General features: G+C 66.4%; 16 protein-coding genes and 3 tRNA genes. 7 read left to right on the forward strand and 12 right to left on the reverse strand.

Translation table 11 applies throughout. The features are described from left to right. Positions 1–261: 261 nt before the first annotated feature. The 6 genes from BME24068_RS13775 to tig all read right to left on the reverse strand — a co-directional run bounded on the left by BME24068_RS13775 (position 262) and on the right by tig (position 6,843). Positions 262–338 (reverse strand) — tRNA-Asp (locus tag BME24068_RS13775). Between the two features lie 23 nt (positions 339–361). After that, positions 362–437: transfer RNA gene (locus BME24068_RS13780), tRNA-Val, on the reverse strand. Between the two features lie 206 nt (positions 438–643). Further along, on the reverse strand, positions 644–3,070 hold the full coding sequence (gene lon, locus BME24068_RS13785) for an endopeptidase La (protein WP_096503147.1): 2,427 nt from the start codon (positions 3,068–3,070) through the stop codon (positions 644–646). Positions 3,071–3,267: 197 nt separating this feature from the next. Next, positions 3,268–4,539 (reverse strand): ATP-dependent Clp protease ATP-binding subunit ClpX, encoded by a 1,272-nt coding sequence (clpX, locus tag BME24068_RS13790; RefSeq protein WP_006754177.1) that lies wholly within the window; start codon positions 4,537–4,539, stop codon positions 3,268–3,270. A 163-nt stretch (positions 4,540–4,702) separates the two neighbouring features. After that, complete coding sequence (clpP, locus tag BME24068_RS13795; RefSeq protein ID WP_006496351.1) at positions 4,703–5,356, reverse strand: ATP-dependent Clp endopeptidase proteolytic subunit ClpP; 654 nt, start codon at positions 5,354–5,356, stop codon at positions 4,703–4,705. Between the two features lie 140 nt (positions 5,357–5,496). Next, complete coding sequence (gene tig, locus BME24068_RS13800; protein WP_096503149.1) at positions 5,497–6,843, reverse strand: trigger factor; 1,347 nt, start codon at positions 6,841–6,843, stop codon at positions 5,497–5,499. Between the two features lie 428 nt (positions 6,844–7,271). Here tig and BME24068_RS13805 point away from each other — a divergent pair, with 428 nt between their 5' ends. Both BME24068_RS13805 and BME24068_RS13810 read left to right on the forward strand, forming a co-directional pair. Beyond that, the gene (locus tag BME24068_RS13805; RefSeq protein ID WP_174926414.1) at positions 7,272–8,417 is read left to right on the forward strand and encodes a glycerate kinase; all 1,146 of its coding nucleotides are present in this window, start codon (positions 7,272–7,274) and stop codon (positions 8,415–8,417) included. Between the two features lie 62 nt (positions 8,418–8,479). After that, positions 8,480–8,929, forward strand: coding sequence for a MarR family winged helix-turn-helix transcriptional regulator (locus BME24068_RS13810; protein ID WP_174926415.1), 450 nt, complete (start codon positions 8,480–8,482; stop codon positions 8,927–8,929). Between the two features lie 256 nt (positions 8,930–9,185). Here BME24068_RS13810 and BME24068_RS13815 read toward each other — a convergent pair whose 3' ends face one another. Together BME24068_RS13815 and BME24068_RS13820 are read right to left on the reverse strand one after the other, a co-directional pair. Next, entirely contained in the window at positions 9,186–10,184 is a 999-nt protein-coding gene (locus BME24068_RS13815) for a 2-dehydropantoate 2-reductase (RefSeq protein ID WP_174926416.1), read from the reverse strand. A 98-nt stretch (positions 10,185–10,282) separates the two neighbouring features. Beyond that, complete coding sequence (locus BME24068_RS13820) at positions 10,283–11,425, reverse strand: helix-turn-helix transcriptional regulator (RefSeq protein WP_096503157.1); 1,143 nt, start codon at positions 11,423–11,425, stop codon at positions 10,283–10,285. Between the two features lie 305 nt (positions 11,426–11,730). On the opposite strand from BME24068_RS13820, the gene BME24068_RS13825 reads away from it, so the two are divergent. From BME24068_RS13825 to BME24068_RS13840, 4 genes are all read left to right on the forward strand, one after another. Next, positions 11,731–12,786, forward strand: coding sequence for a porin (locus tag BME24068_RS13825; RefSeq protein WP_174926417.1), 1,056 nt, complete (start codon positions 11,731–11,733; stop codon positions 12,784–12,786). Between the two features lie 22 nt (positions 12,787–12,808). Then, positions 12,809–14,026, forward strand: a complete 1,218-nt coding sequence (locus BME24068_RS13830; protein ID WP_174926418.1) for an MFS transporter — start codon at positions 12,809–12,811, stop codon at positions 14,024–14,026. Positions 14,027–14,042: 16 nt separating this feature from the next. Continuing rightward, complete coding sequence (locus BME24068_RS13835; protein WP_174926419.1) at positions 14,043–15,152, forward strand: class II histone deacetylase; 1,110 nt, start codon at positions 14,043–14,045, stop codon at positions 15,150–15,152. A gap of 140 nt (positions 15,153–15,292) precedes the next feature. Then, on the forward strand, positions 15,293–15,523 hold the full coding sequence (locus tag BME24068_RS13840; protein WP_096503165.1) for a hypothetical protein: 231 nt from the start codon (positions 15,293–15,295) through the stop codon (positions 15,521–15,523). A gap of 114 nt (positions 15,524–15,637) precedes the next feature. Here the strand turns inward: BME24068_RS13840 and BME24068_RS13845 are convergent, their stop codons facing one another. Both BME24068_RS13845 and BME24068_RS13850 read right to left on the reverse strand, forming a co-directional pair. Continuing rightward, positions 15,638–15,928: a hypothetical protein gene (locus BME24068_RS13845; protein WP_096503167.1), complete on the reverse strand. Its 291-nt coding sequence runs from the start codon at positions 15,926–15,928 to the stop codon at positions 15,638–15,640. A 326-nt stretch (positions 15,929–16,254) separates the two neighbouring features. After that, a tRNA-Leu gene (locus tag BME24068_RS13850) sits at positions 16,255–16,341 on the reverse strand. Between the two features lie 249 nt (positions 16,342–16,590). Between BME24068_RS13850 and hpnD the strand changes: the two genes are divergently transcribed. Beyond that, the gene (hpnD, locus tag BME24068_RS13855) at positions 16,591–17,424 is read left to right on the forward strand and encodes a presqualene diphosphate synthase HpnD (RefSeq protein ID WP_174926420.1); all 834 of its coding nucleotides are present in this window, start codon (positions 16,591–16,593) and stop codon (positions 17,422–17,424) included. Between the two features lie 30 nt (positions 17,425–17,454). Here hpnD and BME24068_RS13860 read toward each other — a convergent pair whose 3' ends face one another. Both BME24068_RS13860 and BME24068_RS13865 read right to left on the reverse strand, forming a co-directional pair. Beyond that, positions 17,455–18,663: a DUF1501 domain-containing protein gene (locus BME24068_RS13860; RefSeq protein WP_174926421.1), complete on the reverse strand. Its 1,209-nt coding sequence runs from the start codon at positions 18,661–18,663 to the stop codon at positions 17,455–17,457. A 67-nt stretch (positions 18,664–18,730) separates the two neighbouring features. Next, positions 18,731–20,227, reverse strand: a complete 1,497-nt coding sequence (locus tag BME24068_RS13865; RefSeq protein WP_174926422.1) for a DUF1800 domain-containing protein — start codon at positions 20,225–20,227, stop codon at positions 18,731–18,733. Positions 20,228–20,319 lie beyond the last annotated feature (92 nt).

Here is a 20,319-nt window from a genome sequence, read left to right on the forward strand (position 1 = left end):
CTCGACGAAGCGCGCACAAGCGGGCGCGATCGGCAATGCAAATGAAAAAGCCCGCACGAGGCGGGCTTTTTCATTTTCTGGCGGAGCGGACCGGACTCGCCTACATCCTGCAGGCCGCGGTTGCGCGTGCACGCGCAACCCTTCGAGTCCCGCCGGAAGCCGCGCAGGCGGCTTCCTCCACTCCGCAGTCACGCGCCCGCCAACGGGCGCAACCGACGATACAAATGAAGAAGCCCGCACAAGGCGGGCTTCTTCATTTTCTGGCGGAGCGGACGGGACTCGAACCCGCGACCCCCGGCGTGACAGGCCGGTATTCTAACCGACTGAACTACCGCTCCTTGGTCTGGCTGAATCGTGAAACTGGTGGGTGCTGAGGGGTTCGAACCCCCGACCTACGCCTTGTAAGGGCGCCGCTCTACCAGCTGAGCTAAGCACCCGTTTCCGATTCGTTCTGGCTGCGATCTGCGTTTCGGCATCAACAACCAGCGAGCCTGCGAGTGTAATTCATTCCAGATCATTTTGCCAAGCCCGGATGCGATTTTTTTAAAAATCCCGCTCGCACACCACCATTCCCGCTGGCATAAAAAACCCGCGGACACGCCGCGGGTTTCGTGAACAACCGTCAGGGACGGCGTTCGTGCGCTCAGTGCTTGACGACTTCCGTCGAGCCGGCATCCTTCGCCGCCTCGCCAACCGGTGCCGCCGCAGCCTTCGCCTCTTCTTCCGGCGGCAGCGGGGTCGGCGTACGTTCGAGCGCGAGCTCGAGCACCTTGTCGATCCAGCGGACCGGCACGATCTCGATCGCGTTCTTCACGTTGTCCGGAATGTCCGCGAGATCCTTCACGTTCTCTTCCGGGATCAGCACGAGCTTGATGCCGCCGCGATGCGCCGCCAGCAGTTTTTCCTTCAGCCCGCCGATCGGCAGCACTTCGCCACGCAGCGTGATTTCCCCCGTCATCGCGACATCGGCACGCACGGGGATGCCCGTCAGCACCGACACCAGCGCGGTCGTCATCGCACCGCCGGCGGACGGACCGTCCTTCGGCGTCGCGCCTTCCGGCACGTGGATGTGGATGTCCTGCTTCTCGAACGCTTCGTCCTTGATGCCCAGACGTCGCGAACGCGAGCGCACGACCGAACGCGCCGCCTCGACCGACTCCTTCATCACGTCGCCGAGCGAACCGGTGCGGATCACGTTGCCCTTGCCCGGCATCACCGCGGCTTCGATCGTCAGCAAGTCGCCGCCGACTTCCGTCCACGCGAGGCCCGTCACCTGACCGACCTGGTTTTCCTTCGCCGCGAGGCCGAAGTCGTACTTGCGCACGCCGAGGAACGTGTCGAGGTTTTCGCCATCGACCTTGATCGCGCCCGATGCCTTCTTCAGCAGCAGCATCTTCACGACCTTGCGGCAGATCTTCGACACTTCCCGCTCGAGCGAACGCACACCGGCTTCGCGCGTGTAGTAGCGGATGATGTCGCGGATCGCCTGCTCGGCGACCTCGATCTCACCGTCCTTCAGGCCGTTGTTCTTCTTCTGCTTCGGCAGCAGGTAACGCTGCGCGATGCTGACCTTCTCGTCTTCCGTGTAACCCGACAGACGAATCACTTCCATCCGGTCGAGCAGCGGCGGCGGGATGTTCAGCGAGTTCGACGTCGCGACGAACATCACGTCCGACAGATCGAAGTCGACTTCGATGTAGTGATCGGCGAACGTGTGGTTCTGTTCCGGATCGAGCACTTCCAGCAGCGCCGACGACGGATCGCCGCGGAAATCCATGCCCATCTTGTCGACTTCGTCGAGCAGGAAGAGCGGATTGCGCACGCCGACCTTCGCGAGGCTTTGCAGGATCTTGCCCGGCATCGAGCCGATGTACGTACGGCGGTGGCCGCGAATCTCGGCTTCGTCACGCACGCCGCCGAGCGCCATGCGGACAAACTTGCGGTTCGTCGCGCGAGCGATCGACTGGCCGAGCGAGGTCTTGCCGACGCCGGGAGGCCCGACAAGGCACAGGATCGGCGCCTTGACCTTGTCCACGCGCTGTTGCACCGCGAGATACTCGAGGATGCGTTCCTTGACCTTCTCGAGGCCGAAGTGATCCTCGTCGAGCACCTGCTCGGCGTTCGACAGGTCGTTGTTGACCTTGCTCTTCTTGCGCCACGGCAGGCCGATCAGCGTGTCGATGTAGTTGCGCACGACGGTCGCTTCCGCCGACATCGGCGACATCAGCTTCAGCTTCTTGAGCTCGGCGTCGGCCTTCTTCTTCGCTTCCTTCGGCATACGCGCGGCGTTGATGCGCTTCTCGAGTTCCTCGAGATCCGCACCCTCTTCACCTTCGCCCAGTTCCTTCTGGATCGCCTTGACCTGTTCGTTCAGGTAGTACTCGCGCTGGCTCTTTTCCATCTGGCGCTTCACGCGCCCGCGGATGCGCTTTTCGACCTGCAGGATGTCGATCTCGGCTTCGAGCTGCGCGAGCAGGTGCTCGAGGCGCTCGATGACCGGGAACATCTCGAGGATGTGCTGCTTCTGGTCGAGCTTGAGCGGCAGACGCTCGGCGATCATGTCGGCGAGACGACCGGCTTCGTCGATGCCCGACAGCGACGTGAGAATCTCCGGCGGGATCTTCTTGTTCAGCTTCACGTACTGGTCGAACTGCGACACGATCGCGCGGCGCAGCGCTTCCGTTTCCGCGCTGTCGGCGTGATCGGGCTCGAGCGGCATCACTTCGCAGGAGAACTGCGTCTCCTGTTCTTCGATCGACAACGCCTTCGCGCGCTGCAGGCCCTCGACGAGCACCTTCACGGTGCCGTCCGGCAGCTTCAGCATCTGCAGGATGTTGGCGATACAGCCGACCTCGTACATGTCTTTTTCGGTCGGCTCGTCCTTGGCCGCGGTTTTCTGGGCGACGAGCATGATGTGCTTGCCGCCTTCCATCGCTGCTTCGAGGGCCTTGATCGATTTCGGCCGGCCCACGAAGAGCGGAATCACCATGTGCGGGAAAACGACGACGTCCCGCAGCGGCAGCAGCGGGAGCGTGATGCGTTCCGGCGGAAGAAGTTGGGTGCCTGACATTTCATTTCCCCATGAGTGGAATCAATTGTTCGGTAATTGAGGCCGCCACAACGAATTGCAAGCCTTCAAGTGCGGGAAATATTCGGTAAGAAAGTAACCACCGCGTGTCGAGTCAGAGTTACCCACAAGATAAACGAAAAAAAGCCGCCCACGGACTCATGAACGGCCTTTTTCGCAGAACATCGTCGGCAAGCCGGTCAGTTCGAACCCGCCACCTTCGGCGTGTCCTCATAGATCAGCAGGGGCTTGCCGTCGCCATCGATGACGTTCTCGTCGATGATGACCTTGCTGACCCCTTTCATCGCCGGCAGCTCGTACATCACGTCGAGCAATGCCTGTTCGATGATCGAACGCAAACCGCGCGCGCCGGTCTTGCGGCGGATCGCCTTGCGGGCGACTGCCTGCAACGCGCCCGGCCGGATTTCCAGCTCGACGCGCTCCATCGCGAACAGCTTGTGATACTGCTTGACGAGCGCGTTCTTCGGCTCGACGAGAATCTTCATCAGCGCGGCTTCATCGAGCTTGCCGAGCGTCGCGACCACCGGCAGACGGCCGATCAATTCGGGGATCAGACCGAATTTGATCAGGTCTTCCGGTTCCGTTTCGCGCAGCACTTCGCCCGCGTCGCGTTCCTGCTTGCTCTTGACCGTCGCGCCGAAACCGATGCCCGTCTTTTCGGTGCGATCGGTGATCACCTTCTCGAGACCGTCGAACGCGCCGCCGCAGATGAACAGGATGTTGGTCGTGTCGACCTGGATGAAATCCTGGTTCGGGTGCTTGCGGCCGCCCTGCGGCGGCACCGACGCCATCGTGCCCTCGACGAGCTTCAGCAGTGCCTGCTGGACGCCCTCGCCCGACACGTCGCGCGTGATCGACGGGTTGTCCGACTTGCGGCTGATCTTGTCGATTTCGTCGATGTAGACGATCCCGCGCTGAGCCTTGTCGACCTCGTAGTTGCAGTTCTGCAACAGCTTCTGGATGATGTTCTCGACGTCCTCGCCGACGTAGCCGGCTTCGGTCAGCGTCGTCGCATCCGCGATCACGAACGGCACGTTGAGCAACCGTGCAAGCGTCTGCGCGAGCAGCGTCTTGCCGGAACCCGTCGGGCCGATCAGCAGGATGTTGCTCTTCGACAGCTCGACGTCGTCCTTCTTGTCGAGATGCTTCAGGCGCTTGTAGTGGTTGTACACGGCCACCGCGAGGATCTTCTTCGCGCGCTCCTGTCCGATCACGTATTGATCAAGGATGTCGCGAATTTCCTGCGGGCTCGGCAGATCCGACCGGGACAGGCTGGCCTCGACGCCGGCGGCAGCCGCCTCGTCGCGAATGATCTCGTTGCAGAGGTCGATACATTCATCGCAGATGAATACCGACGGGCCCGCGATGAGTTTTTTCACCTCATGCTGGCTCTTCCCGCAAAACGAGCAATACAACAGCTTCTCGCTGTTCGAACCTTTTTTGTCCGCCATGAATGTAGAGCCTCCGGACAGGTAAATGACATGATACGCCGAATGCTCCGAGCGCCGCGCCTAGGGCGCGACCGGAGCCGGCTGGATGCGCTTGCCGCAGATGCTCAACGCGTTTCGGACGCCGCGAGGCGCCGCACGAATCGGGGCGGCACCCCACTTAAACTCAGGGGCGCTTCAACAGCACCTGATCGATCAGCCCGTACGCCTTCGCGTCTTCGCTCGACATGAAGTTATCACGGTCGGTGTCGCGCGCGATGCGCTCGACGTCCTGGCCCGTGTGCTGCGCGAGCAGATTGTTCAGCCGCTCCTTCAGGTACAGGATTTCGCGTGCCTGGATTTCGATGTCCGAAGCCTGGCCGCGTGCACCGCCGAGCGGCTGGTGAATCATCACGCGCGAGTTCGGCAGTGCAAAGCGCTTGCCCTTCGCGCCCGATGCGAGCAGGAACGCGCCCATGCTGGCCGCGAGGCCCATGCAGAGCGTGGAGACGTCCGGCTTGATGAACTGCATCGTGTCGTAGATCGCCATGCCGGCCGACACCGAGCCGCCCGGGCTGTTGATGTAGAGGCTGATGTCCTTGTCGGGATTCTCGCTCTCGAGGAACAGCAATTGCGCGACGACGAGGTTGGCGGTCTGGTCGTTGACTTCGCCGACCATGAACACCAGGCGCTCCTTCAGGAGACGCGAATAGATATCGTACGAACGCTCGCCGCGGCCGCTCGTTTCGACGACGATCGGCACCAGTCCCAGCGCTTGCGCCTCGAAACCCTGCGGCGCGTTCGAAGCAAGCATGTCCAGCAATTCAGCACGAGTGATCATTCAATAAACCTTGTTCGAATGGAAAATTGAACGGAGGGAAGCCGCCCGCTCAATCGCCATATTAATGGCAACCGCGCGCTTGACGTAAAAACGGCGTGCGGGCCGTCGCTCCGACAGCCGGCACGCCGCTAGAGCGACACTTACGCTTGCGCCGACGCGCTCGCGAGTGCCTCGAAGCTCACTTCCTTGTCCGTCACCTTTGCCTTGCCCAGCACGAAGTCGACGACGTTGCTCTCAACGACGAACGCTTCCATCTCGGCGAGGCGCTGCTGGTTCGAATAATACCAGCGGACCACTTCCTTCGGGTCTTCGTAGCTCTTCGCGAACTCGTCGACTTCCGCGCGGATCTGTTCCGGCTTCGCTTCGAGGCCGTTCGACTTCACGAGCTCGGCCAGCACGAGGCCCAGCTTCACGCGACGCTCCGCCTGCTCGGCGAACATCTCGGCCGGGATCGGTGCGTCCTTCGCGTTCGGCACGCCGCGCTGCGCCAGATCCTGGCGAGCCATTTCGACGAGACGTTGCTGGTCCTGCTCGATCAGCGCCTTCGGCACGTCGAGTTCGGAAATCTTCAGCAGCGCGTCCATCACCTGGTTCTTGACGATGGATTGCGTGCGGCGCTTGGCTTCGCGCTCGAGGTTTTCCTTGATCTCGCCGCGCATCTTCGTCAGGTCGCCGTCTTCGATGCCGAGCGACTTCGCGAATTCAGCGTCGATTTCCGGCAGGTGCGGCCACTCGATCTTCTTCATCGTGACCGTGAACTGTGCCGTTTTGCCTGCCACGTCCTTGCCGTGGTAGTCGTCCGGGAACTTCAGGTCGAACGTACGCGCTTCGCCGGCCTTCAGGCCGAGCGCTGCCGTTTCGAATTCCGGCAGCATGCGGCCTTCGCCGAGCACGAACGGGAAGTCTTCCGCGGTGCCGCCCTGGAACGCGACGTCGTCGATCTTGCCGACGAAGTCGACCGTCACGCGGTCGCCGTTCTTCGCTGCGGTGTCGGCGCCGCCGTCGCCGTGCTCGCCGGCTTCGCCGCGTGCGTGGAAGTGCACGCGCTGGTTGCGCAGGATGTCGAGCGTGCGGTCGATTTCGGCGTCGCCGATCGACGTCGTCGAGCGCTCGACTTCAGCCGTCGCCAGATCGCCGATCTTCACTTCCGGGTAGACCTCGAACGTCGCGTCGAACGCGTATGCATCCTCAGCCTGCTCCTGCTTCGGCTCGAAGCTCGGCTGGCCGGCGACGCGCAGGTTTTCCGCGCGGCTGATCGTGAAGAACTCCTGGCCGATCTTGTCGCTCAGCACTTCCGCTTCGACCTGACCCGCGTATTGCTGGGCGACCATCTTCAGCGGCACCTTGCCCGGGCGGAAACCCGGCATGCGCACGTTCTTCGCGAGTTTCTGGATACGGGCGTCGATTTCCTTCTGCACGGTGTCTTTCGGCAGGGAAATCGTCACACGGCGTTCAAGCTTGCCGAGGTTCTCAACAACGTTAGCCATGGCTTCAATCGTCCTAAAATTATTCGAGCGAATCGGGTTTTCCTTGCCGTGCCTGCCTGCGGCGTGCGGTGCATGAGGTGCGCATGAGTGCGCTATACCCACCGTCATACGTTACATACACACACGCCGCGCCGGAGCGCCACGCCATCCCTGCACGCGCCGGATGGCTAGCGCAAGCGGCTCGGAGCACGGCTTTGGCCGGAAGAATCGACTATTCTAGCAAACAATCTTCCTCATACCGCCAGATCGGCACGACTCACGTGCGTACCCGGCGTGTCACCCGTCTCCCGTACGCGGCAATGCGAGCGGATCGCCGCTATGCCGAACGCCATATCCACCGCGGGCCCGCCATCCTGTAAGCTCCGATTGAGCGTGCGCCGCCGTCGCGGCCCCGATTCTTCACACCAATTCCGCCTTCCGGAGACACCATGCCGCAACACCCGTCCGCGCCTGTCGTCGTCATCGCGCCCGATTCGTTCAAAGGCTCGCTTTCCGCCGAGCAGGTCGCGGACGCGATCGCCACCGGCATCCGCCGCGCGCGGCCCGATGCGGTCGTGCGCTGCTGCCCGATGGCCGACGGCGGCGAAGGCACGCTCGATGCGATGCTGGCCGGCGGCGGCACGCGGCGCACGCTGCGGGTGGCCGGCGCGTCGCTCGCGGCACGCGACGCGGCGCTCGGCGTGATCGACGCGCGCACCGCGATCGTCGAGACGGCCGAGATCGTCGGCATCACCGATGCGGTCGGCATGAGCGTGCCGGTCGAAGCGCGCAGCACGCGCGGGATGGGCGAAGCGATCCGCACGCTGCTCGACGAAGGCGTGCGCCGCTTCTTCGTCGCCCTCGGCGGCAGCAGCACCAACGACGCGGGCGCGGGGCTCCTCGCCGGCCTCGGCCTGCAGTGCTTCGACGCGGCCGGCCAGCCGGTGGAACCCGTCCCGGCACGGCTCGCCGATATCGCCCGCATCGACGCGTCGGGGCTCGATCCGCGGCTGAAGGAAGCCGAATTCATCGGCATGTCGGATGTCGACAACCCGCTGACGGGCGCACATGGCGCAACCGCCGTGTTCGGTCCGCAAAAGGGCGTGACGCCCGAGCAGGTCGCGACCCTCGACGCCGCGCTCGCGCACTTTGCGGACCTGCTCGAAGCCGCGCTCGACCGGCGCAGCCGCGATCTGGCCGGCGCCGGCGCCGCAGGCGGCCTCGGTTTCGCGCTGCACATGCTGGGCGCGCGATTCGAAGCCGGCGCGGAAGTCGTCGCACGGCAAGTCGGCCTCGATACGGCACTCGCGGGCGCCGACTGGCTGATCACCGGCGAAGGCCGCTCCGACGTGCAGACGCTGCACGGCAAGGCGCCGTTCATCGCGTGCCGCCACGCACAGGCCGCGGGCGTGCCCGCGTCGCTGCTGTCGGGCGCGGTCGACCCAGCTGCGCTGCCGCGCCTGTCCGAACATTTTTCCGGCTGTTTCTCGCCGGCACCCGGGCCGATCACGCTCGACGTCGCGATCCGCGATGCGGCGAACCTGCTCGCGAACGAAGCCGAACAGTTGACACGGCTGAAGTACGGCGCACACTGACCGTTGACCCGAGCGCGCGATACAGGAACAATCGGGCCCGCCCTTTTTCTTCAGGATTCGACATGAAAGGCCGTCAAGCCGGGCTCGATCAGTTTCTGACCTATCGTCTCCACGCGCTCACGAAGCGATCCGACCGCGGGATCGCCGAGGTATACCGGCACAAGCTGGACATCTCGCTGCCCGAGGCGCGCGTGATCGCCGCCGTCGGCGCCTTCGGTCCGTTCTCGATCATGGATCTCGCGCGCCACACCAATCTCGACAAGAGCCAGGCGAGCCGCGCGGCCGAAGCGCTGCTGCGCCAGGGGCTGCTCGAGCGCAGCGCGAGCGAGGAGGACGGCCGGATCGTGCTGATCGCGCTGACCACCGACGGCCGCGCGCTGCATCGCAAGATCATGCCGATCGTGCGCAAGTGGAATGAAGGCCTGCTCGCGGGCCTGTCCGACAGCGAGCGCCAGACGTTCGAGCGGCTGCTCGACAAGGTCGTCGCGCACGCGATCGAACAGGACGACTGAGGCGGCACAACGGTCGATGTCCGCACCGCATGTTGCCTGACGTGGTGCGGCTCGCATCGCAACGCACATCGGATCGACGGGCGGCCTCGCAAGTGCGTCACGCACGATGCTGGCCGCCCGGCTTTATTCAGACGAATCAGCGGGCCGCCCCGGGTTGCGTGAGCGCACGAGGCCGCAGTCCGGCCTCCCTCGCCCGGTACGCGCCGAACGTCGTCTTGCCGGTATGCAACCGCCTCCGCATACCTGCCTCCCTCTGCTACAGCCCGCTGTTTTCCGCCCGCTGACGCAGCAAGCCGAGCACTGCGTCGCAATATGGCGTCGGCACATCGAGCTTGCGGCCCAGCTCCGGAAACACGCCGAGGATCGGCCCGATCTCGAGCGGACGCCCCGCCTCGAAATCCTGCAGCATCGACGTCTTGAACGCGCCGAGCTTGCGCGTCACCGCGATTCGCTCCGGCCCGCTCATCCCGGTGTGAAGACCGAGCTTCGCGCCGATCGCGGCAGCCTCCTCCATCATCCGCAACGCAAGATGCTCCGTGTACGGATCGTCGAGCAACTGCTCGGCGGTCGAACCCGTGAGCGCGCTCAGCGGGTTCATGTTCATGTTGCCCCACAGCTTCGCCCAGATCTCGGCGCGGATCGCCGGCGTCGGCTCGACGTCGAAGCCGCCCGCGGCGAGCGCCGCCGCGAGCCGCGCCGTCGGCGCATCGAGCCGCGGATCGGGCGAGCCGACGATCAGGCGATTGCCGCGTCCACGGCGCACGACACCCGGCCCGTCGGTACTCGACGACAGATGCACGACGCAGCCGATCGCCTGCGCGGGCGGCAGCGCCGCCGACACCGCGCCGCCCGGATCGACCGCGTCGAGCGGCACGCCGTCGATCGCCCCCGCGAGCCCGTGCGTGAACCACCACGGCAACCCGTTCATCGCGGCGACGATCACCGTGTGCGGCCCGACCAGCGGTGCGATTCTCGCGGCCAGCGCCGGCAACGCCTGCGCCTTCAGCGCGATCACCACGTAGTCCTGCACGCCGAGCGCGGCCGCGTCGTCGCTCGCACGTACGGGAATCGACGACATCGCGCCCGTCTCGTCGATCACGCGCACACCGTGCGCGTTCAACGCATCGAGCGTCGCGCCGCGCGCGTACGCGCTCACGGTCATGCCGGCCCGCGACAGCGCAGCCGCGAGCAATCCGCCGATCGCGCCGACGCCGACCACCGCCGCGCGCACCGACCCTGAATTCGTGTCGTTCATGATGGGAATCCGTCTCCTGGGAGCTGACGAGCATAACGCTCAATGGTTGCGGATACAACCATTCATGCGAGCGCACGACGTATCCGTGTCGTCCCGATTCATCGTACCGGGCTGCCGGCCTCCTCCGGTTCGTCGTCGGTCGGCCCCGTCGCGCCGAGCACGCCGGCGATCTGGCTCTTGTCGTGCATGCCGAGCTTGCGGTATGCGCAGCGCAGGTAATGCCGCACCGTCGTCGGCGAAATCGCCATCTGTTGCGCCACCTCCTTGTGCGAGCGCCCCGCGCCGTAATAGCGGATCGCCGCCAGCTCGCGCGGGCTCAGCCGGTCGAGCAGCGAGCGCGGCCGCGCCTCGATCTGGAACAGTCCCGCGACCGGCACGCACTGGATGCGCAGCGCGTCGCCGATGAACGGCTGGCCCGACTGGCGCCGCACGTGGGTGACCAGCGGGTCCGGCACGCGCGGCCCCGTCCATGCAGGCCATTCGGTACGCAGCACGTCGTCGAAGCCGTGATCGGCATGGTGCAGCACGCCGAAGTTGTCGCACAGCGCGCGCGCCGCCGGCGCCACCGCGTCGCCGCGCTCGCGCGTGAGCTGTGCCGCCCGGTTGATGGTGAGCGCGGCCGCGAGATGCGGAATCATCTCTTCGAAACGATTCGCATCCTCGTCGCTGAACGGCCGGTTCAGGCCCTGCCGGTAGATCGACATGAACGTCGTCAGACCGAAGCGCCGATCGAGCGTACACACGCACATCAGTTGCGCGAGCCCGTACTTCACGCACCAGTCGCGAAACCGCGCATCGACCCCCGGCTCGACGACCGACAACCGCACCGCGCGGCCATGCGCGCCGAGCAGCGTGCGACGGGCGAGCGGATCGCAGTCGCGCACGCGTTTCCAGTCGCTGAAAAACGCGTGCGGAAGACGGTACAGGAAGCTGTTGTGCATCACCGGGCCGGTCGGCACGTGCGTCGCGACGCCGGTCCACGCGGCATCGAACGGGATCAGCGCCTGCAACAGCGAAAAGAAGCGGCACTCGAACTCGCCGATTCCGGATTGCGCGGCGACCGCATACAGGTCGAGCAGCATCAGGCCGAACTCGCGCCGCGATGCGTCGCCGCGCGTGACGCCGTCGAAATCGGCACGGCGGGAGGGCAATGGCGGCCATGCGGATTCGTCGAGCACGATCGCGGCAGGCACGTCGCGCAGCGCGTCGAGATCCTGCCTGATATCCGTCGTGATCCTCACCTTCCGCTCCCCTGCCCGATCGGGCCGCTGATGCGCGCAACGCAGACCGGCCGATTATAGCGATCGTCATTTTTGGCGGGCACCGCTGCCGGAACACGCGGCAACCCCATCCATTTGAACGGTACGCCGCGCGTTGCTGCTGCGCAGCACGCGTCGCGGCAGCCAGGCGGCGCGGGCGTGCCGCACACCGCGGGTTTTCCACACCGTTCATCTGTACGACTGTTCGGCGGCTTTCCTGCTGCGGACACTGCATCGCGACAACACCAACGACACACCCCGATGCAGGACGGTATGGAGAACCCCACGTGACGAAACCCCGCTTCATCCGCACGGCCGCGACCGCAGCCGCCGTGACGCTCGCTACGTGCAGCGTCGCCGCACACGCGCAATCGGCGCTCACGCTGTACGGCGCGCTCGACGCCGGCGTGCAGTACCTGACGCATGCCGACGGACGCCACTCGGCCGTGCAGTTGCAGAACTACGGCATCGTGCCGTCGCAGATCGGACTGAAGGGCAACGAAGATCTCGGCGGCGGCTGGCGCGCGCTGTTCAAGCTCGAGCAAGGCCTGAACGTCAACGACGGCACCCCGACCGCGCCCGGCTACGCCTTTTTTCGCGGCGCATACGTGGGTATCGCGGGCCCGATCGGCACCGTCACGCTCGGCCGGCAGTTCAGCGTGCTGTTCGACAAGACGCTGTTCTACGACCCGCTGTGGTACGCGTCGTACAGCGGCCAGGGCGTGATCATGCCGATGGCGGCGAACTTCATCGACCACTCGATCAAGTACCAGTCGCCGACCTTCGCCGGCTTCGACGCCGAAGCACTCGCCGCCACGGCCGGCGTCGCCGGCAATACACGCGCCGGACGCGTGCTGGAACTGGGCGGCCAGTACACGAGCAACGGGCTGTCGGTCAGCGCCGTGCTGCATCAGGCGCACGGCGACGCAACGGCCGCGGATGACGCATCCGCCCGTCGCCGCGAACTCGGCACGCTCGCCGCACGTTACGCGTTCGCAACGCTGCCGCTCACCGTCTACGCGGGCGTCGAACGCGTGACCGGCGACCTCGATGCGGCACGCACCGTCATCTGGGGCGGTGCGCGTTACCTGATCGCATCGAGCGGAATCGGACTGAACGCGGGCGTCTACCACACCGATTCGCACACACCGGCGATCGGCCATCCGACGCTGTTCATCGCGAGCACCACGTACGCGCTGTCGAAACGCACCGTCGCCTACGTGAACGTCGGCTATGCGCGCAACAGCGGCCAGAGCTCGCAGACCGTCTACGAATACGACCCGACGCCGCTCGCCGGCGCGTCGCAGTTCGGCGCGATGGTCGGCATGTACCACCTGTTCTGATCCTGTCCACCTGGAACCCGCCATGAAAACCCTTTGCTCCGATGCCGCACGGCCGTCCGACGACCGCGCGTCGACCTTTGCGCGCTCGACGCTCGTCGCGCTCGTCGTGTTCGCGGCCATCACGCCGCTGCTGCTGCTCGTCGCGCCGGCCGTCGCCGGTCAGCTCGCGACGCAGCTCGGGCTGTCCGCATCGCAAATCGGCACCTACTTCTTCGTCGAACTCGGCGCGTTCAGCCTCGCGACCGTGCCGTCGTATCTGTGGCTCGGCCGCGTCGATGCGCGCCGCGTCGCCGCCTGTGCAATCGCGTTGTTCGGCGCGGGCAATCTGCTCACCGCAGTGTGGATGCCGGGCTTCGTCGCGCTGCTCGCGCTGCGTGCCGTCACCGCGCTCGGCGGCGGCTCGTTGATGGTGCTCTGCATGACGAGCGCGGCCACCAGCAAGAACAGCGACCGCGTATACGGCCTGTGGGTCGTCGGCCAGTTGATCGCGGGCGCGATCGGGCTGTTCGTGCTGCCTCACGTGTTTGTCGCGTTCGGGCTGCGCGCGCTGTACGTCGCGCTCGCGATGCTTGCCGTCATCGCCGCGCCGCTGTCGCGCGGCTTTCCGGCGACGCTCGGTACACAGGCCGCGTCGGCGCAGACCACGCGCAACGCCGCATCGCATGCGCCGCGGCTGTACGTCGCGCTCGCGATCGGTGCGGTGCTGACGTTCTATCTCGCGATCGGCAGCGTGTGGACGTTCGCGAGCCGTGCCGCGGCACAAGCCGGCCTCGATCCGCAGTCGACCGGCAACGTGCTCGCGATCGCGAGCGTGATGGGCATCGCCGGCGCGGCACTCGCGTCGTGTGCGGGCGGCCGCGTCGCGCGGCGCGCGATGCTCGCCGCCGGTTACGCACTGCTCGCGGCGTCGCTCGTCGCACTCGCCGCGCTTCCGCATGCGAGCGGCTACAGCGCCGCGATCTTCGCGTTCAAGTTCGCGTGGACCTTCGTGCTGCCGTTCATTCTCGCGACCGTCGCGCAGATCGATACGTCCGGGCGCCTCGTCGCGACGCTCAATTTCGTGATCGGCGCGGGCCTCGCGGCCGGTCCGCTGCTCGCCGGCCTGCTGCTCGATGCAGGCGGCACGATGCACGCGCTGTTCGCGATCGCGACGGCCGTTGCGATCGCATCGTTCGCCGCGCTGCGTCATATCGATCGCCGCGCGCCCGCTTCCGTGATTCCCGTTTCCTCCCAACCGTGACAGGTCAAGCCCATCCATGAATCGCACTGCCTTCTTTACCGACGAACGCACCTTCTGGCACACCGGCGGCACGCATGCGCTGTTCTTCCCGGTCGGCGGCTGGGTCCAGCCGCCGTCGAGCGCCGGCTACGCCGAATCGCCCGATTCGAAGCGCCGCTTCCTGTCGCTCGTGCAGGCGTCCGGGCTTGCCGCGCACCTCGACATGCACGGCGCCGCGCCGGCCACGACCGGCGATTTGCTGCGCATTCATCCCGCGAGCTATCTCGACGCGTTCCGCGCACTCAGCGACGCGAACGGCGGCGACCTCGGCGATCTCGCGCCGTTCGGCAAGGGCAGCTACGAGATCGCTGCGCTGTCCGCGGGCCTCGCGATCGCGGCCGTCGACACGGTGGTCGCCGAACACGCGGCCAACGCGTTCTCGCTGTCGCGGCCGCCCGGCCATCACTGCCTGCGCGATCGTCCGATGGGTTTCTGCCTGCTCGCGAACATCCCGATCGCGATCGAGGCCGCGCGTGCGAAACACGGGATCGAACGCGTCGCGGTGATCGACTGGGACGTGCACCACGGCAACGGCACGCAATCGATCTACTACGACGACCCGGATACGCTGACGATTTCGCTGCACCAGGATCGCTGCTTCCCGCCCGGCTACAGCGGCGGCGGCGATCGCGGCGAAGGCGCGGGCGTCGGCGCGAACCTGAACGTGCCGCTGCTCGCCGGCAGCGGCGACGACGCGTATCGCTACGCATTCGAGCGGATCGTGCTGCCCGCGCTGGAGCGGTTCCGGCCCGAGCTGATCGTCATCGCGAGCGGCCTCGATGCGAGCGCCGTGGATCCGCTCGCGCGCATGCAGCTGCATACCGACAGCTACCGGTTCATGACGCGCGCGGTGAAGGAGGCCGCGCAGCGCCACTGCGGCGGGCGGCTCGTGATCGTTCACGAAGGCGGCTATTCGGAGGCGTATGTGCCGTTTTGCGGGCTCGCGATCGTCGAGGAACTGACCGGCATGCGCACCGACGTCGCCGATCCGATGCTCGGCCTCGCGATCGCGCAGCAGCCGGGAGAACGCTTCGTTGCGTTCCAGCGCGGACTGCTCGACGAGCTGGCGACGTCGTTCGGGTTGTAGCGCCCGTTGTTCTCGCCCGTTCTCGCGCGCTCACCCGCGGGAACGGGCGATGCGGAGCCGGTGTGCCCGGACCCTTGCGCGATCGGTGCGGATGGGGTCTCCTGTGCTTTTACACCTGCCAGGCCCGGGCCCTTCTTCAGATGAAATCGTCTCCGCGCGAACCCGATTCCAACGACAAGGCGCGCCGCCAGCCTTCGAAGCTCGCCGTGAATATCGCCGCCGTTCTGGTTGGCGTGATCACGTTCGCGATCGGCGTGGCGTGGTTGATCTATAGCTGGGTCGTCGATCGCGAAGCGCAGTATTTCGCGATTCCGCTGGTGTTTTCGGTACCGGTGATCGTGGCGGTCGCGGTGCGCAGTTTCTGGGACTAGTCACGCTCGCAACGACAAAGCGCCGCGGTCGGTCGACGCGCGGCGCTTTCGGGAATCGGCTGTATCGCGTTGGTCGAACGAAGCGGCAAGCCGCTCCGTTCGTCGGTGGCGCAGTTACAGGCCCGCGCGTGCGCACGGGTTCGGAACCGTCCCCTGATAGCCCTGGGTCGCGCTCAACGCGGAACCCAGCAGCGCCATGCCGACCGATTTCAGCACGGTGTCCGTGTTCAGCGGGAGGCCGCTGGCGATCGGCCGTCCGGAGTAGGCCGTGCACGCCGCCGACGGCGCGGCCGTCTGCACCGATCGTGCGCTCCAGGCAATGTTGTCCGCGGGTATGCCGGCAAAAGCCGGCATGGTCAGCGTCAAGGACAAAACGGAAATCAGCGTGCGCGTGGTGTGGATCATCGACGGCCCCCCGGTTAAACAGCCCGCGTGAATGAAAGGTTTTGTTCATGATTATACGGAACCGGGTTGGCTGCGCACGCAAAAGCGTGTGTGCCCGCGAAACGGCATCAACCGGCATGGCCGCCGCAATATGGCGCGCCGCGAGCCGTGGCCGGGATAGCCGTCTCGGGCATGAGGACATTTCGGCGCCTTGCTGCAGGAGCAGCGCCCTCTGAGAGGCTCGCCGCTTCCGCGAGTCCAACGACCTGCGCGGATAACAAAAAGCCCCGCGAATGCGAGACTCGCGGGGCTTTTCGACCCGACATGGCAATGCCGGGGAGCATACGTGGTGCGTGAGGCCGGACTCGAACCGGCACACCCTTGCGGGCGTCAGGACCTAAACCTGGTGCGTCTACCAATTTCGCCACTCACGCGCATGTCCGTTGCCTGATCGCGCGGCACGCAAGATACGTTCTCCGCGCGCCCGAAATACCCGGGACCCTTCGCGCCGACCCGAAAAGCCGGCACGCCCGATCAGGCGAGCGCGAGATTCTACCCGATCTCCGCCGCATTGTCTCGCCCCGCCGGCATCGCTCGACGAGCGGTGCTAGAATGCCGCGCTCGACGTGTCGGCCACGCGCCGGCACGCGTCCCCCGAACCCGCCTTCGCCACGATCCCGCCCGTGAACTTCGACGACTACTGTCAGCAAAAGGCTGCTCCCGCCGGTTCCAGCGTCTACTACGCGCTGCGCCAGGCACCGCTCGCCGCCGCGCCACGCCTGACGGCCCTGTTCGCGCTGCGCCGCGAACTCGAGGAAACCGTCAAGGAAACCAGCGACCCGACCGTCGGACACACGAAGCTCGCATGGTGGCACAAGGAACTCGCGGCGCTCGCCGCCGGCGAACCGACGCACCCGGTCACGAAAGCGCTGACGCAACATCATCCGTCGATCGCGGCTGAGGCCGACGCGCTACGCACGCTCGTCAACGGTTACGGGATGGATCTCGAACAGGCGCGCTACCTGGATTTCGCGAACCTGCAGCGCTACATCGCGCAGGTCGGCAGCACGTTCGCATCGCTGGTCGCGCGCGCGAGCGCCGCGAATCCGGCCGACCCGCAGCCGTGGGCCGCGGATGCCGGCCACGCGCTGATGCTCGCGCAGTTCGTGCAGGAACTCGGCAACGATGCGCGTCATGGCCGCATCTACCTGCCGATCGACGAACTGCAACGCTACAACGTGACCGCGGCCGATCTGCTGAACCGCCGCTACAGCCCGGCCTTCACCGAGCTGCTGCAGTTCCAGACGGCCCGCGCGCGCGAAGCGCTCGCTGCGACCAACGCGGCGATCCCGGCATCCGAACGCCGCGCGCAGCGCACGCTGCGGGCGCAGATCGCGCTGGCCGGCGCGCTGCTCGACGAAATCGAGCGCGACGGCTTCCAGGTGCTGCACCAGCGCATCGCGCTGACGCCGATCCGCAAGCTGTGGATCGCATGGCGAGCCGCACGCCGCCGCTGACCCGTAGCGCAACGCGACGCACTTGCACCCTCACGCCTTGAGCAGCGGCAACGTATCGAAGCGCTGCTGCAGCACGCGCGTCGCATCGAGCCCCCACCACGGCCCGAGCACGGTCGCATAGAGCTGGCGGAAATCGACCGCGACCGGCAGGTTGCCGTTGCCGTCGAGGTGCCCGAGCGCGGGCGGCGCACCGTACAGGCCGCCGGCCACGCGGCCGCCCATCACGAAATGCGGCGCGGCCGCCCCGTGATCGGTGCCGTTGCTCTGGTTCTCGCGCACGCGCCGGCCGAATTCCGCATACGTCATCACGAGCGTCTGGTTCCAGCGCCCGAGCTCGGTCAGCGCGCTGCGCATCGCGCTCATCCCTTCCGCAAACTGCTTGAGCAACGCCGCCTGCTGTCCCGGCTGGTTCTGGTGCGTGTCGAATCCGTTGAGCGTGAGCCGCAGCACCGCGACGCCATCCTGTGCCCCCGGCCCCGGCGCCTCGCATGCGGCGAGCACCTGCATCGCCGTCTTCACCGACGTGCCGAACGTCCCGGCCGGAAAGGCCGTCCTGAACGCGCGCATCCCGCCGCGCGGGCGCAGCCGGTCGGCTGCCTTCACGATATCGTTCTCGACGTCGACGATGTGCGCGAGCGCCGGATTCCGTTCGCGCAGCGACGACGGCTCGGCAAGCCGCGCCGCACGGATGAACTGCGCGGGATTGACGAGCGCGATCGCACGCGCGCCGTTCGCGAGCGGCCCCATCTCGGCGCTGCCGAGCACGACGCCGTCCGCCGCGAAACCGGGCGGCACGGGCGCCTGCGCAAACGTGCGCGTGAGCCAGCCTTCGTGCAGGTATTGATCGGAACGCGACGCGGTATCCCAGATCTCGATCGAGCGGAAATGCGACAGGTTCGGCTGCGGATAGCCGACGCCCTGCACGATGGCGACCTGCCCGTCGCGCCACAACGGTATCAGCGGTGCCAGCGACGGATGCAGCCCCGTATGCGCATCGAGCTGCAGCACCTGCTCGCGCCTGATGCCGATGCCGCGGCGGAACTGGTAGTACAACGGATCGGCATACGGCACCACCGTGTTGAGCCCGTCGTTGCCGCCTTTCAGCTCGACGAGGATCAGCACGTTCGCATAGCCGGCCGTCGTGCGCGCGGCTGGAGCGGCCAGCGCGGACGGTTGCCACACCGACACGCCCGCGGCCGCCGCGGCGCCCGTCAGCGTCAGAAAGTCACGTCGATTCATCCCGCATCCTTCGGTTCGCCGCGCGGCACATTCGCCGCTGCGGCGCGCCTCTCCATCGTCGATTTCGTCATTTCAGTTGATAGGCCGGGTCCATCAGCAGCGCCTCGAGATACGCGCTGCCGGTCGAGTCCGTATCGATCGCCGCAACGGGCGACACCGGCAGCACCGCATGCTGCAGTTGAAGCTCGATCGACAATCCCGCCGTCGCCTGCGGTCGCGCGCGATACTGCGCGAGCCAGCGCTCGAGGTCGAACCGCAGACCGCCGCGCACGGGTTTGGCCGGCCCGCCGCGCATGGCGGCAGCAGACGCCGTGTCGACCACCGGCACCACGTGCGCGCGGGCAGCGCGGGCATTCGGCGGCGGCGCCGGCGCGCGCATGCCGGCCGTCTCGGTCGCGCGGAACAACTGCTCGACGAACTGCTTGCGCGCGAGCAGCGTGGTGCTGTTGATCCACATCGCGCCGCCCGGCCAGCCCTTCACGTTCGGCGGATAGAACAGGTTCTGCCCGAGCGTGCGCACGGTGTTCGCGAGCATCTGCGGGTCGCCGTACGCGACGTCGAAGAGCCGCACCGAGCCGACCACGAATTCGGCCGGCGATTTCACGAGCACGCCGCGGTTGCGCGGATCCCAGAATGCATCGGTCGACCATAGCGCGGCGAGCGCCGCGCGAACGTCGTAGCCGCTCGCGCGAAACCGTTCGGCAACGGTGTCGAGCGCGCCGGCGTCGGGCGTATCGGAAACGAACTCGCGCCACAGCTTGCCTGCAATGAAGCGTGCGGTGTCGGGCCGCTTCAGCAGGATGTCGAGAAACCCGTCGCCGTCGAACGCGCCGGTCTCGCCGAGAATCGTCTTGTCGCCTGCATCGTGCCATTCGGGCCGCACCACGAAGCGCAGCGTATCGGGATCGATGCTCCAGCCGGTCATCGCGCGCGCGGCTTCGGTCACGTCGCGCTGCGTGTAATGCCCTTCGCCGAGCGTGAACAGCTCCATCACCTCGCGCGCGAAATTCTCGTTCGGGCGCCCCTTGCGATTGCTCGCGCCGTCGAGATACTGGAGCATCGCCGGATCCTTCGCGACGGCATGCAGCAGCGTGCCGAAATTGCCGAGCGCCTCGCGGCGAAACAGCGCGTTCTGCACGGCCATCGTCTGCGGATACGGCACCTTGTCCTGCCCCGACGTGAAGTGTCCATGCCAGAACAGCGTCATGCGTTCGGTGAGCGGCGACGGCGTCACGATCATCTCGTTGACCCATGCGGCGCGTAACGCATCGTAACGGTGATTGCGTTCGCGCTGCGCGTCGCGGCGCATGTCGGGCGTCAGCGCCTGACGCTGCGCGCGTGTCGGCGGCAGCTCGGCGATCCAGTCGGGCCACGTCGTCACGGGGTCGCGGCGCACATCGGCGAGCACGTCGGCCACGGCCTGCGCGCGCGTCATGCCGACGACGCGGGCAACCTCGGCAGGGGCGGGAGAAAAGCCGGTACGGCTCAGGAAGAACGACGCATCGTCGGCGTCGAGCGGCGCCTGCATCGCAGGTGAAACCGATGCGGCAGCATGCGCTTTCATCGTCTGGAACTCCCGGAACGCACCGTCGGCGCGGATGCCGGTTCAACGGCGGGACGCGGGTGAAAGTTGACGGAAAAATTGCTACGGAATTT

This window comes from Burkholderia anthina (genome assembly GCF_902498995.1).
Classification (GTDB): Bacteria; Pseudomonadota; Gammaproteobacteria; order Burkholderiales; family Burkholderiaceae; genus Burkholderia; species Burkholderia anthina.